The organism is Streptomyces sp. NPDC060000 (assembly GCF_042737375.1).
Lineage (GTDB): Bacteria > Actinomycetota > Actinomycetes > Streptomycetales > Streptomycetaceae > Streptomyces.
In genome coordinates, this window is the sequence record NZ_JBHWUU010000096.1 from 22,536 (window position 1) to 36,149 (window position 13,614).

At 71.6% G+C, this 13,614-nt stretch carries 11 protein-coding genes; 6 read left to right on the forward strand and 5 right to left on the reverse strand.

Annotated elements, in window-relative coordinates; genetic code table 11:
* Nucleotides 1–25 precede the first annotated feature (25 nt).
* Nucleotides 26–922, reverse strand: coding sequence for a LysR family transcriptional regulator (locus ACFWBB_RS36560; protein ID WP_385281635.1), 897 nt, complete (start codon nucleotides 920–922; stop codon nucleotides 26–28).
* 72 nt (nucleotides 923–994) lie between these two features.
* Here ACFWBB_RS36560 and ACFWBB_RS36565 point away from each other — a divergent pair, with 72 nt between their 5' ends.
* The gene (locus ACFWBB_RS36565) at nucleotides 995–1,915 is read left to right on the forward strand and encodes a DMT family transporter (protein WP_385281638.1); all 921 of its coding nucleotides are present in this window, start codon (nucleotides 995–997) and stop codon (nucleotides 1,913–1,915) included.
* A gap of 141 nt (nucleotides 1,916–2,056) precedes the next feature.
* On the opposite strand, the gene ACFWBB_RS36570 is transcribed toward ACFWBB_RS36565, so the two are convergent.
* Nucleotides 2,057–5,053: a bifunctional [glutamine synthetase] adenylyltransferase/[glutamine synthetase]-adenylyl-L-tyrosine phosphorylase gene (locus ACFWBB_RS36570; protein ID WP_385281641.1), complete on the reverse strand. Its 2,997-nt coding sequence runs from the start codon at nucleotides 5,051–5,053 to the stop codon at nucleotides 2,057–2,059.
* Between the two features lie 167 nt (nucleotides 5,054–5,220).
* On the opposite strand from ACFWBB_RS36570, the gene ACFWBB_RS36575 reads away from it, so the two are divergent.
* Complete coding sequence (locus ACFWBB_RS36575) at nucleotides 5,221–5,655, forward strand: VOC family protein (RefSeq protein ID WP_385281644.1); 435 nt, start codon at nucleotides 5,221–5,223, stop codon at nucleotides 5,653–5,655.
* A gap of 144 nt (nucleotides 5,656–5,799) precedes the next feature.
* Here the strand turns inward: ACFWBB_RS36575 and ACFWBB_RS36580 are convergent, their stop codons facing one another.
* Entirely contained in the window at nucleotides 5,800–7,161 is a 1,362-nt protein-coding gene (locus ACFWBB_RS36580; protein WP_020126756.1) for a glutamine synthetase family protein, read from the reverse strand.
* Nucleotides 7,162–7,491: 330 nt separating this feature from the next.
* Between ACFWBB_RS36580 and ACFWBB_RS36585 the strand changes: the two genes are divergently transcribed.
* Complete coding sequence (locus ACFWBB_RS36585) at nucleotides 7,492–8,727, forward strand: globin domain-containing protein (protein WP_385281647.1); 1,236 nt, start codon at nucleotides 7,492–7,494, stop codon at nucleotides 8,725–8,727.
* Between the two features lie 240 nt (nucleotides 8,728–8,967).
* Here ACFWBB_RS36585 and ACFWBB_RS36590 read toward each other — a convergent pair whose 3' ends face one another.
* Together ACFWBB_RS36590 and ACFWBB_RS36595 are read right to left on the reverse strand one after the other, a co-directional pair.
* Nucleotides 8,968–9,234, reverse strand: coding sequence for a DUF6959 family protein (locus ACFWBB_RS36590; RefSeq protein WP_385281650.1), 267 nt, complete (start codon nucleotides 9,232–9,234; stop codon nucleotides 8,968–8,970).
* Nucleotides 9,235–9,341: 107 nt separating this feature from the next.
* Entirely contained in the window at nucleotides 9,342–9,785 is a 444-nt protein-coding gene (locus ACFWBB_RS36595) for an RrF2 family transcriptional regulator (RefSeq protein WP_385281653.1), read from the reverse strand.
* A 318-nt stretch (nucleotides 9,786–10,103) separates the two neighbouring features.
* On the opposite strand from ACFWBB_RS36595, the gene ACFWBB_RS36600 reads away from it, so the two are divergent.
* From ACFWBB_RS36600 to ACFWBB_RS36610, 3 genes are all read left to right on the forward strand, one after another.
* The gene (locus ACFWBB_RS36600; RefSeq protein ID WP_385281656.1) at nucleotides 10,104–10,775 is read left to right on the forward strand and encodes a DUF3105 domain-containing protein; all 672 of its coding nucleotides are present in this window, start codon (nucleotides 10,104–10,106) and stop codon (nucleotides 10,773–10,775) included.
* A gap of 11 nt (nucleotides 10,776–10,786) precedes the next feature.
* Nucleotides 10,787–11,386: a DUF305 domain-containing protein gene (locus ACFWBB_RS36605; protein ID WP_385281664.1), complete on the forward strand. Its 600-nt coding sequence runs from the start codon at nucleotides 10,787–10,789 to the stop codon at nucleotides 11,384–11,386.
* A 208-nt stretch (nucleotides 11,387–11,594) separates the two neighbouring features.
* The gene (locus ACFWBB_RS36610; RefSeq protein ID WP_385281658.1) at nucleotides 11,595–13,535 is read left to right on the forward strand and encodes a protease pro-enzyme activation domain-containing protein; all 1,941 of its coding nucleotides are present in this window, start codon (nucleotides 11,595–11,597) and stop codon (nucleotides 13,533–13,535) included.
* Nucleotides 13,536–13,614: the final 79 nt, after the last annotated feature.

Sequence of the window (13,614 nt, forward strand, 5' to 3'; positions counted from 1 at the left end):
CGGCCCGGCCCGCCGCAGCAGCCCCTCACGCCGCTTGCGCGGCCCCCTTCAGTGCGTCGATGAACGCGTCCAGCGCGGGCTGCGCGGGCGCCGTCTCCCGGACCACCGCCTGGATGGTCCGCACCGGCACCGGATCACGCACCTCCCGTACGACGACCCCCGGATGCCGGGTGCCGAGCCCCAGCCGGGGCACCAGACTCACGCCCAGCCCGGCGGCCACGAACCCCTGGGCGGTCACGTAGTCCTCGCTCTGCACCGCGAACCTGGGCCGGAACCCGACCACCGCACACGCGTCGAGCTGGGCGTCGAGACAGGGCCCCGGCCACTCGCTGCCCACGAACGCCTCCTCGGCCAGCTCCGCCAGCCGCACGCTCCGCCGTCCGGCCAGCCGGTGCCCGCGCGGCAGGACGGCGAGATAGGGATCGTCGAGCAGATGCACCAGCCGTACGCCGCTGCCCTGCCGCCCCTCGCTCCACACCAGCAACGCCAGGTCGGCCCGCCCCTCCCGCACCTCCGTCACCGGGTCCACGGGATCGACCGTCAGCTTCAGATCGATCCGGACACCGGGATGCGCCGCTCGCAACCGCGCGACCGCCGGCGCCACCAGCCCGGCCCCCGCCGTGGCGAAGTACCGCACCGCCAGCCGCCCCGTCCGCCCGGCGAGCAGATCGGCGAGCGCCGTCTCGGCCTCGGCGACCTGCCGCCCGATGGCAACCGCGTACTCGCTGAGCAGCAGTCCGGCAGCCGTGGGCCGCACGCCCCGTCCGACCCGCTCCAGCAGGGCGGCCCCCGCCTCCTTCTCCAGAGCGGCGATCTGCTGACTGACGGCGGACGGCGTGTACCCCAGCACGGAGGCGGCCCCCGTCACGGACCCGCTTCCCACGACCGCCCGCAACACCTGCATCCGCCGCACATCAATCATGCAGTCCACCTTAACGAACCTTCCAGAACATTTCACTTGTCCTCACAGGTTGGACGGACGACCGTAGGGAGCATGCCACTCGCCTCCACCCTCCGCATGGCCGCGCTCGCCCTCTTCTGGGGCTCCGGCTTCCTCTGGATCAAGCTGGCGCTGACCCACGGCCTGACCCCCGCCCAGATCACCATCACCCGGTGCGCCCTGGGCACGGCCGTCCTGCTCCTCCTGGCCCGCCGGGCCGGCCAGCGCCTCCCCCGGTCCCGGACCACCTGGCGCCACCTCGCCGTGGCCGCCCTGTTCTGCAACGCACTGCCCTTCGCCCTCTTCGCCCTGGGCGAGCGGCACCTCGACTCGGGTGTCGCGGGCGTCCTCAACGCCACGACCCCGCTCTGGTCCCTGCTCATCGGCATCGGCCTGGGTACGGACCGGGCCCTGCGTCCCGTACGCCTGACCGGTCTCGTCCTGGGCTTCGCCGGCACCGTCCTGATCTTCGCCCCCTGGCACCACGGGGGCCTCCTCAGCCGGCCCGCCCTGTACCTGCTGGCCGCGGCGGTGAGTTACGCGGTGGCCTTCGCCTACATGGCCCGGCACCTGACGGACTCCGACGCCCCGCTGGCCATGTCGGCGGCCCAGCTCCTCGCCGCCACGGCCTGGAGCACCCTGGCCCTCCCCGCGGCCGGCTCCTTCCACCCCGACGTCACCGCGCTGCTCGCCGTCACCGCACTGGGCGTCCTCGGTACCGGCGTCACCTTCTACCTCAACTACCGGCTGATCGCGGACGAGGGCCCCACCACGGCGGCGACGGTCGGCTACCTGCTCCCGGTCGTGTCGGTCGCGCTGGGCTCGGTGGTACTGGACGAGCACATGGGCGTTCGCGTGCTCGCGGGCATGGCGGTGGTGCTGGTGGGCGTGGGGCTGACCCGGCGGAACACGGCCTCGCGTGCCCGCGGACCGGCGGATGCGCGGCGCGACGGCGCGTCGCAGCCCGTCGCATAACTCCCGTCGGCTCCGTCGGCTCCGTCAACTCCGCCGCCGACACCGCCGACACCGCCGACACCGCCGACACCGCCGACACCGCCGACACCGCCGACACCGCCGACAGCACGACTACCCGGCTACCCGGCTACCGCTGACGACCTACCCGCCGTAGAACAGCTCGTCCACCACGCCCCGGGCCCGGCGCGCGGTGCGGCGGTAGTCGTCGAGCATGTCGCCCACCCGCCCGGGTCCATAGCCCAAGTACCGGCCCACCGCGACCAGTTCGCGCGCGTCGGACGGGAAGGTGTCCCCGGCGCGCCCGCGCACCAGCATCACCGCGTTGCGCACCCGGGTCGCCAGCACCCATGCCTCGTCCAGCGTCGCCGCGTCCTCGGCGGGGATGAGCCCGGCGTCGCGCGCGGCGGCGAGAGCCTCGCGGGTACGCGTGGTGCGCAGCCCCTGCTGCGTCGAACCTTGCCGCATCTGGACCAACTGCACGGTCCACTCGACGTCGGACAGCCCTCCCGGCCCGAGCTTGGTGTGCAGCTTGGGGTCGGCTCCCCGGGGCAACCGCTCCGACTCCATACGTGCCTTGAGCCGCCGGATCTCCCGTACGGCCTCCTCGCCGAGCCCGTCCGCCGGATACCGCAGGGGGTCGATCAGCTCGATGAAGCGCCGCCCCAACTCCTCGTCCCCGGCGACGACTTCGGCCCGCAGCAGTGCCTGCGACTCCCAACCGAGCGACCAGCGGCGGTAGTAGGCCTCGTAAGACTTCAACGTGCGGACGAGCGGCCCGGACTTGCCCTCGGGACGCAGGTCGGCGTCGATGAGCAGCGGCGGATCGGCGCTGGGGATCTGAAGCAGCCGGCGCATCTCGGAGACGACCTTGTTCGCGGCCTGACCGGCCTCGCGCTCGTCGACGCCGTCCCGGGGCTCGTGCACGAACAGGACATCGGCGTCGGATCCGTAGCCCAGTTCATGACCGCCGAAGCGGCCCATGCCGATGACTGCGAACCGGGTGGGAAGCGTGTCGCCCCAGCCGTCCCGCACGACCGCGCGCACGGTACCGGCCAGCGTGGCGGCCGTGAGGTCGGACACCGCCCCGCCCACCAGGTCCACGAGCGCGCCCCGGTCCGCCTCGACCGGCTGCGCCTCCGTCCCGTAGGAGGCGACGATGTCGGCCGCGGACGTGCGGAACAGCTCACGCCGCCGGACCCCACGCGCCGCCGTGACGGCCTGCACCACCCCGTCGGCCCGGCGTACCGCGGCGAGTATCTCCTGCTCCAACTGGGCCCGCCCGCGCGGCTCGAGTCCTCCGGCGTCCCCGTCGCCGAGCAGCGCCACCGCCTCCGGCGCCCGCATCAGCAGGTCGGGGGCGAGCCGCCCGGCGGACAGCACGCGCGCGAGGTTCTCCGCCGCGGCGCCCTCGTCCCTCAGCAGCCGCAGATACCAGGGCGTCTTGCCGAGCGCGTCCGACACCTTGCGGAAGTTGAGCAGGCCCGCGTCCGGGTCGGCGGAGTCCGCGAACCAGCCCAGCAGCACGGGCAGCAGGGTGCGTTGGATGGCCGCCTTGCGTGAGACACCGGAGGCCAGCGCCTCCAGGTGACGCAGCGCGGACGCGGGATCGGCGTACCCGAGCGCGACCAGCCGCTCCCGGGCCGCCTTCGGGCTCAACCGGGTCTCACCGGGCGCCAGTTGCGCGACGGCGTCGAGCAGCGGCCGGTAGAACAGTTTCTCGTGCAGCCGCCGCACCACGGCGGCGTGCCGCTTCCACTCCTGGCCCAGCTCGACGACCGGGTCGGTGCGCAGCCCGAGTGAACGGCCCAGCCGCCGCAGGTCGTCCTCGGCCTCGGGCACCAGATGGGTCCGCCGCAGCCGGTAGAGCTGGATGCGATGCTCCATGGACCGCAGGAACCGGTACGCGACGTCCAGCTGCTCGGCGTCGGCGCGCCCGACGTAGCCCCCCGCGGCGAGTGCCTGGAGGGCGTCGAGGGTGGTGCCGCTGCGCAACGAGGCGTCGGCCCGGCCGTGCACCAGCTGCAACAGCTGCACGGCGAACTCGACGTCCCGCAACCCGCCGGGCCCCAGCTTCAGTTCCCGCTCGACCTCGGCGACCGGGATGTTCTCGACGACACGCCGCCGCATCCTCTGCACGTCGACGACGAAGTTCTCCCGCTCGGCGGCCTGCCACACCAGGGGCTCGACGGCGGAGACGTACTCGGCCCCGAGTGCGAGATCGCCGGCCACCGGCCGCGCCTTCAACAGGGCCTGGAACTCCCAGGTCTTGGCCCACCGCTGGTAGTAGGCGAGGTGGCTGGAGAGCGTCCGCACCAGCGGCCCGTTGCGGCCCTCGGGCCGCAGATTGGCGTCGACGGGCCAGATGGACCCTTCCACGGTGGTCTCGGAACAGATCCGCATCAGGTGCGAGGCCAGCTTGGTGGCGGCCCGCAGCGCCTTGCCCTCGTCGGCCCCCTCGACGGCCTCCCCCACGAAGATCACGTCGACGTCGGAGACGTAGTTCAGCTCGTGTCCGCCGCACTTGCCCATGGCGATGACGGCGAGGCGGCACAACGCGGCGTCGTCGGGGGCGGCGGCCCGGGCGATGCCCATCGCGGCCCGCAGGGTGGCGGTCGCGAGATCCGCGAGCTCGGCGGCGGTCTGGGCGACATCGGTCGTCCCGCACACGTCACGCGCCGCTATGGACAGCAGGCACCGCCGGTAGGCGACGCGCAGCGACACGGGATCCGTGGCCTCGGCCAGCCCCCGCTCGAACTCCTCCACCCCGGGGTGCAGGTCCCGCGGCTCGTAGGTGACCAGCGCCTCCCAGTCCCGCGGATGCCGGGCGAGATGGTCGGCCAGGGCGGCGGACGCCCCCAGCACCCCCAGCAGCCGGTCACGCAGCGGCTTGGCCGCTATCAGCGTGTCGAGCAGCTCGCGACGGGCGGTGTGTCCGGGCTGCGCCTCCAGCAGCCGGACGAGACCGTGCAGGGCGAGATCGGGGTCGGCGGTGCCGCCGAGGGCTTCCAGAAGAAAGGGGTCGTTGCGCACCGGGGACAGCTCGGGCCCGTCCAGGAGCCGCTCGGCGGCGGAGGGGTCGGTGAAGCCGTGCCGCAGCAGCCGTGTGAAGGTGCTGCTCCTGCGCCCCGGCGCCATCATCCCCGGCCCTCCCTCGGATCAAGGTCGTACGCACCTGAGCCTAACCCGCGCCCCTCGGTGGCGCCCCGGACCGGTTTCCGGTTCTGTGGAAGTTCGGGCCCCGGGCCGCGGGTTCTGTGAGACTTCGGGCCTCCGAACAGCGAAGGCCGCGACGAAGGAGTCAAGCCATGGACATGACCCTAGAGGTGATCCTGCTGCCGGTGTCCGACGTGGACCGGGCCAAGGAGTTCTACCGCGACAAGGTCGGCTTCCACGTCGACCTCGACGGCGAGGTCATGGAGGGGGTACGCATCGTCCAGCTCACCCCGCCCGGCTCGGGCTGCTCCATCGCCCTGGTGGACGGCCTCCAGGTCCCCACGGGCACCCCGCAGCCGGGCACGTACCACGGCATGCAGCTCTGCGTGACGGACGCGAAGGCCGCCTACGAGGAACTGACCGCCCGCGGCCTGGACGTCACCGAACCCCAGCAGTTCGCCCCACAGGACGGAGCGACCTTCATGTACTTCAAGGACCCCGACGGCAACGGCTGGGCGATCCAGGAGTACCGCCGCCGCGAGACGGAACCGCTCCACCAGGTACTGGCGCAACTGCGGGCTCGGTAGGCCGCCGACAGGGACGTCGACGGCGGCCGCCGGCACTTCGGCTCCGGGCGGGCACGGCACGGACGGGGAACGCGACGGGGCCGACGGTCCCATGACTCCGTCGGCCCCGGTTCGCTTCGGCGGCGGAACCGCCACGGCCTGCGGCTACAGCACCGGCAGGTTCTTGCGCAGCTCGAAGGCGGTGACCTCGGAGCGGTACTCCTCCCACTCCGCCTTCTTGTTGCGGAGGAAGAAGTCGAAGACGTGTTCGCCGAGGGTCTCGGCGACGAGGTCGCTGCGTTCCATCAGGCCCAGGGCCTCGCCGAGGTTCTGCGGGAGGGGCTCGATGCCCATGGCGCGGCGCTCGGCGTCGGACAGGGCCCAGACGTCGTCCTCGGCGCCCGGCGGGAGCTCGTAGCCCTCCTCGACGCCCTTGAGGCCGGCGGCGAGCAGCATGGCGTACGCCAGGTACGGGTTGGTGCCGGAGTCGAGGGAGCGGACCTCGATGCGCGCGGAGCCGGTCTTGCCGGGCTTGTACATCGGCACGCGGACCAGCGCGGAGCGGTTGTTGTGGCCCCAGCAGATGTACGACGGCGCCTCGCCGCCCGCACCGGCGGTGCGCTCGGAGCCGCCCCAGATGCGCTTGTAGGAGTTGACCCACTGGTTGGTGACGGCGGCGATCTCGGCGGCGTGCTTCAGCAGACCGGCGATGAAGGACCGGCCGACCTTGGAGAGCTGGTACTCCGCGCCCGACTCGTAGAACGCGTTGCGGTCGCCCTCGAAGAGGGAGAGGTGCGTGTGCATGCCGCTGCCGGGGTGCTCGGAGAACGGCTTCGGCATGAAGGTCGCCTGGACCCCCTGCTCCAGCGCGACCTGCTTCATGACCAGGCGGAACGTCATGATGTTGTCGGCGGTGGAGAGCGCGTCGGCGTAGCGCAGGTCGATCTCCTGCTGGCCCGGGGCGCCCTCGTGGTGGGAGAACTCGACCGAGATGCCCATCGACTCGAGCATGGTGATCGCCTGGCGGCGGAAGTCCATGCCCACGTTCTGCGGGGTGTGGTCGAAGTAGCCGGAGTTGTCGGCGGGGGTCGGACGGGACCCGTCGGTCGGCTTGTTCTTCAGCAGGAAGAACTCGATCTCGGGGTGGGTGTAGAAGGTGAAGCCCAGGTCGGAGGCGCGCGCCAGGGCACGCTTCAGCACGTACCTCGGGTCCGCGAAGGACGGGGAGCCGTCCGGCATGAGGATGTCGCAGAACATCCGGGCGGTGCCGGGTGCCTCCGCGCGCCAGGGCAGGACCTGGAATGTCGAAGGGTCCGGCTTGGCGATCATGTCGGACTCGTAGACCCGGGCGAAGCCCTCGATCGCGGAGCCGTCGAAGCCGATGCCCTCGTCGAACGCCTGCTCGAGCTCGGCCGGGGCCACGGCGACGGACTTGAGGAAGCCCAGCACGTCCGTGAACCACAGCCGTACGAACCGGATGTCGCGCTCCTCCAACGTCCGGAGCACGAACTCCTGCTGCTTGTCCATCTTCCGCTTCCCCATCCTTGCTGGTCAGGCCGCCTGATTCCCGTCCCACGGAGAGGCGGTCGGGCACCTGAGCATCACACCACAACACCATTTCATGCGCGTTGCCGACCATGATCGCCTCGGCGACCCGGGTCTGAACGCCTCACGTCCGGCAGATGTACTGCCTCACGTCCGGCATGTGTACTGCTCTGCCGCCCATCTTGCCTGCTCGCAACGACATCCGTAATGCCCGGCCCCCTCCGTCTCCCCCCTCGGTTAATTTGCATCTCATATGCAAGTTTAACTAGCGTGCCGCACGGCAGAACGCCGAGTGAGCCTCGAGGAGCCCCGATGCTGTCCGAACAGTCCGCAGCCACCGTCCGTGCCACCCTCCCCGCCGTGGGCGCCGCCATCGGCGAGATCACGGAGCGCTTCTACGCCGGCCTCTTCGCGGCGCGTCCGGACCTCCTCCGCGACCTGTTCAACCGCGGCAACCAGGCCGCGGGCACCCAGCGCCAGGCCCTGGCCGGGTCCATCGCCGCCTTCGCCACGCGCCTCGTCGAGGACACGCCGGACCGCGCGCAGGACCACCCCGGCAACCGCCTTCGGGACCGGCCGCAGGACCGCCCCGACGCGATGCTCACCCGCATCGCCCACAAGCACGCCTCCCTCGGAGTCGCGCCCGAGCAGTACGAGGTGGTCCACGAACACCTCTTCGCCGCCATCGCCGATGTCCTCGGCGAGGCGGTCACCCCCGAGGTCGCCGCCGCCTGGGACGAGGTCTACTGGCTGATGGCGAACGCGCTGATCGCGATCGAGCGCCGCCTGTACGAGGAGAGCGGGGGCGCCGCCTGGTGGGAGTGGGAGGTCGTGGAACGCGTCCAGGAGACCGCGGACGTCGTCACCTTCTCGCTGCGTCCGCGCGACGGCGCCCCGGTCCGGGACTTCCGCGCAGGCCAGTACGTGTCCGTCCGCACGCAACTCCCCGACGGCGCCCGGCAGATACGGCAGTACAGCCTCTGCGGCGCACCGGGGCCTGACGTACGCCGGATCAGCGTCAAGCGCGTGACCGGCGGCCCGGCCACACCGGAGGGCGAGGTCTCCAACCACCTCCACGCGCGTGTGCGTGAGGGCGCCGCGCTCGAGCTCTCCGAGCCGTACGGCGACCTGGTCCTCGACGACGCCGAGGGCGCCCCGCTGCTCCTCGCCTCGGCCGGCATCGGCGTCACCCCGATCGTGGCGATGCTGGCGCACCTCGCCGCCACCGGTCACGGCGCGCCGGTCACGGTCGTCCACGCCGACCGCTCCCCCGCGGACCACGCCCTGCGCACGGACCACGAGGCGTACGCGGCGAAGCTGCCGGACGCGTCCATGCACCTCTGGTACGAGCGGGAGGCCCCGGCGCACGCCCGGACGGGTCTGGCCGACCTCACGGACGTGGCCGTCGCGCCGGGCACGCGCGCGTACCTGTGCGGTCCGCTGCCGTTCATGCGGGCGGTGCGGGCCCAGCTGATCGAGAAGGGGGTCGCCCCGGCGGACGTGCACTACGAGGTGTTCGGCCCGGACCTGTGGCTGGCGCGGGCCTGAGTCTCCCGCCGGGCCCCGACGGCGTCCTGGACGGCAGGCCAACGCCCGACAGGGCGGGCCGGATCACGACCGTCGTGGCGCCGGCCCCGAGGCGGCACATCTCGTCGGCGGTCCGGTAGCCGTGGCTGGAGTTCGCCCCTGCGTCGACCGTGCACATCCGGGAGGCGGCGTGCTCCATCCGCTCCGTGGCGCCCGCGGCGGAGCTCGGTGGCCTCGGCGGTACGGATGCCCCCGGCCGGCTCAGTACGGCCGGGGGATCTCGTGCTCGTCCAACGCGTCGGCGTAGCGCTCCAGCAGGGTGTCTAGGCCGGCCAGGAGAAGCCCGGCGGCGTCCCGGGCGTCGCTCAGGTCACCGCGCTCGCAGGCCTCCACCAGTTCGGCCACGTCGGTGCGGAGGATGTGCAGCGAGTCCCCCTGCACCAGAACCCCGGGGAACCGCCTTCCGGGCAGGCGGACTACGGCGTTGTTGCCGCCGGCGGTGAACAGCTCTGCTTCGATGCGTTCCATCGGGCCATCCAATCCGGCCCGGCGACGTGCCTTCAACCGCATTGCGGAGGGGAAACGTGAAAGCGGCTCCCCCGGCCCCGTCGAAGGCACGTTCCGCGTCGGCGGGATCAGGCGAACCTCGTGATCCCCAGCAGCAACGGTCCCGTCGGTTCCGCCACGATGTCCGTGACCGTGATCGGGTCGAGCGACGCGAAGAACGCCTCCTGGGCCTGGCGGAGGGCGCCCCGCAGGCGGCAGGCCGACCTCAGCGGGCAGGGGTTGGCCCCCTCGCAGTCGACGACGTCGCCGTCGCCCTCGAAGGCGCGGACCACCGTACCGACGGACGCCGTGCGGCCGCGCCCGGTGAGGGCCAGGCCGCCGCCCCTGCCTCGCCGGGCCTCGAGCAGACCCATGTGCTGGAGCTCGGCCACGACCTTGGCCGCGTGGGTGTAGGGGACCTCCATCGCGGCCGCCACGTCACGGGTCGTGGGGGTGGCCTCCGGGGTGTCGCCCGCCACCGCGAGTCTCATGAGGACACGCAGTGCCAGGTCGGTGGATCGCAACAGCCGCATGGAAGGAAGCGTAGATAATGCGCATCCCCGGTTCAACATATCCACCCACGCCCCTCGGCCCACCTTCGCCGCCCTGGTCCGCCTGCGCCACCCCCCGTCGCCGTGGCCCGCCTTCACCGCCCCCGGCCCGCCTGCACCCCCCTCGGCCCGCCTGCGCCACCCCCGGTCGCCGTGGCCGCCTTCGCCGCCCCTTCGTCTCCCCTCTGTGACCTGATCTCTGGCCGTGACCTGTCTACGACTTTTCCCGGCTCCCCATTACGATCAGCGGACCCGCACGCCCCGATCGTCCCGCCCCTTTTCCCCAGAAGGACAGGCCTCATGGGTTCCGCCAACAAGACCAGCAACCCGGCGCGCAAGGCGCGGATAGAGGAGATGCGGCGGGCCGATCAGGCCCGTGAGCGGCGCAACCGGTTTCTCGCGATCGGCGGCAGTGTCGTCGCCGTGGTCGCGCTGGTCGCCGGCGGTGTGTTCGTCGTGAAGGCGCAGTCGGACGACGACAAGGACAACGCCGCCGCCGACGGCAAGGCGGCCTCGGGACACTTCGTCACCGGTTCGGACGGGGTCAGGACGTGGAAGGGCACGCTCGGGCGCACCCACGTCACCAAGACCGTGAAGTACCCGGTCGAGCCCCCCGTCGGCGGGAACCACAACCAGGTCTGGATGAACTGCAACGGTGACGTCTACACCAGGACCCTCGACAACATGAACGCCGTGCACTCGCTCGAGCACGGCGCGGTCTGGGTGACGTACAACAGCAAGGCGAGCAAGGCGGACGTCGACGCCCTCGCCGCCAAGGTCAAGAAGACGCCCTACACGCTCATGAGCCCGGACGACGCCCAGGCCGACCCGATCATGCTCACCGCGTGGGCGCACCAGCGCACGGTGACGAGTGCGAGCGACCCGAACCTGGACAAGTTCTTCGCGAAGTTCGTGCAGGGCGAGCAGACGCCCGAGCCGGGCGCGGCCTGCTCGGGTGGTCTGTCCAAGTGAGGTACGCGGGAGTGGCGGTCGCCGTGGCCGGAGTCCTCGTCGCCGCCGGGGCCATCACCTACTCCGTCGCCGAGGACGGCACGGCGGACGACACGCCGCCCGCCGCCGACTCCGCCGATGCCGGGTTCGCCCGGGACATGGCGGTGCATCACCAGCAGGCCGTCGAGATGTCGTACATCGTGCGGGACCGTACGGCCGACGCGGATGTACGGCGGCTCGCCTACGACATCGCGCAGACGCAGGCCAACCAGCGCGGCATGCTGCTCGGGTGGCTGGACCTCTGGGGACTGCCGAAGGTGTCGTCCGACGGGCCCATGTCCTGGATGGGCATGGGCGGGATGAGCGACGGCGAGGACGGCGCGCTCATGCCCGGCATGGCCACCGATGCCGAGCTGAAGAAGCTCGGCTCGCTCAACGGCAAGCAGGCCGAGGTTCTCTACCTCCAGCTCATGACCGACCACCACAAGGGCGGCATCCACATGGCCGAGGGGTGCGTCGCCAAGTGCACGGTCGGGGTGGAGAAGCGGCTGGCGCAGGGCATGGTCGAGGCCCAGCAGTCGGAGATCGAGCTGATGACGGACATGCTGAAGGCGCGAGGAGCCAAGCCGTAACGCCGGCCTCTGTGCAGCCCGTAGCGCACCCGGTGCCCAACCCATAGGGTTTTCCCTCGACTTCACGGACGTTTCCGTCAAATCGCCTCAGCAAGCGGTCACTTGGGTGTTTGTTGGTGTTCGCATTCCCCTGGCATGAAGCGTTCGTCGCGAGAGTGGCCAGCACGTCGAGTGATCTACTCGCGTCGAACCACATACAGGGGGTCTTATGAGATCCAATCGCGCAGCGCTGCGCGCCGGAGCGAGCATGGCGGCGACACTGCCCATGATCGCCGGCGCGCTGGCGCTCGGCATACCCGCCGCACACGCCGTGGACAGCCCGACCCGTGACACGCTGGCCGGGACCAAGCCCGCGTGGGCCACGACCAAGGCGGACAAGGGCTCGACCTCGGACAGCGCCCAGGTCTCCGCCCGGGTCTACCTCGCCGGGCGTGACGCCGCCGGCCTCGCCGCGTACGCGAAGGCCGTGTCCGACCCCAGCTCGCCCGCCTACGGCAAGTACCTCTCCGCCGCGCAGAGCGAGGCCCGCTTCGGCGCGACCAAGGCCCAGGTGGCCGCGGTCAGGTCGTGGCTGACGGCGGCCGGTCTGAAGGTGACGGGCACGACCCGGCACTACGTGTCCGTCAGTGGCGAGGTGGCCGCCGTCGAGAAGGCGTTCGGCACCCAGCTGCACAACTACACCAAGGGCAGCAGGACTTACCGCGCGCCGTCGAAGACCGCCTCGGCCCCGGCGAGCCTGGACGGCGCCGTCCTGACCGTCACCGGCCTGGACAACGCACCGCACAAGGCCGCGTCCAAGGAGCAACTGCCTCCGCCGGACGCCGTGTTCAAGAACTCCGGGCCGTTCTCCTCGTACTACGGCTCCAACACCGCGAGCACCCTGCCGTCGGCGTACGGCAAGAAGATCCCGTACGCCGTGCAGGGCTACACCGGCAAGCAGCTGCGTGCCGCGTACGGCGCGGGCGGCTACACCGGCAAGGGTGTGCGCGTCGCCATCACCGACGCGTACGCCTCGCCGACGATCGCCTTCGACGCGGCCACCTACGCCAAGGCGCACGGCGACGCGTCCTGGAAGACCGGGCAGCTGAGCCAGGTCCTGCCGGCGGACTACACGAAGACCGAGGAGTGCGGGGCGGCCGGCTGGTACGGCGAGGAGACCCTCGACGTCGAGGCCGTGCACGCGGTCGCACCGGCCGCGAACGTCACCTACGTGGGCGCCGCGTCCTGCTACGACGACGACCTGCTCGACTCGCTCAGCAAGGTCGTCGACAACCACCTGGCCGACATCGTCTCCAACTCCTGGGGCGACATCGAGGCCAACCAGACGCCGGACCTCGCGGCCGCCTACGACCAGGTCTTCCAGTTCGGCGCGGTCGAGGGGATCGGCTTCTACTTCTCCTCTGGCGACAACGGCGACGAGGTCGCCAACACCGGCACGAAGCAGGTCGACACCCCGGCCAACTCCGCGTGGGTGACGGCGGTCGGCGGTACCTCGCTGGCGGTCGGCAAGAACGACAAGTACCTGTGGGAGACCGGCTGGGGCACCGACAAGGCCTCGCTGTCGGCCGACGGCAAGAGCTGGACGGACTTCCCGGGCGCGTACACCTCGGGTGCGGGCGGCGGCACGAGCAAGACGGTCGCCCAGCCGTACTACCAGAAGGGTGTCGTCCCGAAGGCGCTCGCCACGGCCAACAACGCCGCCGGCAACCGCGTCGTCCCGGACATCTCGGCGATCGCCGACCCGAACACCGGCTTCAAGGTCGGCCAGACCCAGACCTTCGCGGACGGGACCGAGCAGTACAGCGAGTACCGCATCGGCGGCACCTCGCTGGCCGCGCCGGTCATCGCGGCCGTGCAGGCCCTGGCCCAGGAGGCGCACGGCGGCAAGGCGATCGGTTTCGCCAACCCGTCGATCTACTCCAAGTACGGCTCGCGGGTCTACCACGACGTCACGGACAATCCGACCGGGTCCGGGCTCGCGGTCGCGCGCGTCGACTTCGCCAACGGTTACGACGCGACGGACGGGCTGCTGACCTCCGTCCGCAGCCTGGGCAAGGACAGCTCGCTGTCCGCCGTGAAGGGCTACGACGACGTCACCGGCGTGGGCTCGCCCACGAACGGCTACGTGGAGTCGTACCGCCGGCGCTGAGCACGCCGTACGCGTGTCCCGCGCGCCTCGTACGCGCGTCGTGGGCACGTCGTACGCGGAGGGGGCGTGGGGGCGTGGG

What these genes read in the sequence shown, in the direction of transcription:
- ACFWBB_RS36600 (WP_385281656.1), top strand. Translation starts at nt 10,104, where the DNA reads ATGGGTTCCGCCAACAAGACCAGCAACCCGGCGCGCAAGGCGCGGATA.
- ACFWBB_RS36595 (WP_385281653.1), bottom strand. Translation starts at nt 9,785, where the DNA reads ATGCGGCTGTTGCGATCCACCGACCTGGCACTGCGTGTCCTCATGAGA.
- ACFWBB_RS36580 (WP_020126756.1), bottom strand. Translation starts at nt 7,161, where the DNA reads ATGGACAAGCAGCAGGAGTTCGTGCTCCGGACGTTGGAGGAGCGCGAC.
- ACFWBB_RS36575 (WP_385281644.1), top strand. Translation starts at nt 5,221, where the DNA reads ATGGACATGACCCTAGAGGTGATCCTGCTGCCGGTGTCCGACGTGGAC.
- ACFWBB_RS36565 (WP_385281638.1), top strand. Translation starts at nt 995, where the DNA reads ATGCCACTCGCCTCCACCCTCCGCATGGCCGCGCTCGCCCTCTTCTGG.
- ACFWBB_RS36585 (WP_385281647.1), top strand. Translation starts at nt 7,492, where the DNA reads ATGCTGTCCGAACAGTCCGCAGCCACCGTCCGTGCCACCCTCCCCGCC.
- ACFWBB_RS36610 (WP_385281658.1), top strand. Translation starts at nt 11,595, where the DNA reads ATGAGATCCAATCGCGCAGCGCTGCGCGCCGGAGCGAGCATGGCGGCG.
- ACFWBB_RS36570 (WP_385281641.1), bottom strand. Translation starts at nt 5,053, where the DNA reads ATGATGGCGCCGGGGCGCAGGAGCAGCACCTTCACACGGCTGCTGCGG.
- ACFWBB_RS36590 (WP_385281650.1), bottom strand. Translation starts at nt 9,234, where the DNA reads ATGGAACGCATCGAAGCAGAGCTGTTCACCGCCGGCGGCAACAACGCC.
- ACFWBB_RS36560 (WP_385281635.1), bottom strand. Translation starts at nt 922, where the DNA reads ATGATTGATGTGCGGCGGATGCAGGTGTTGCGGGCGGTCGTGGGAAGC.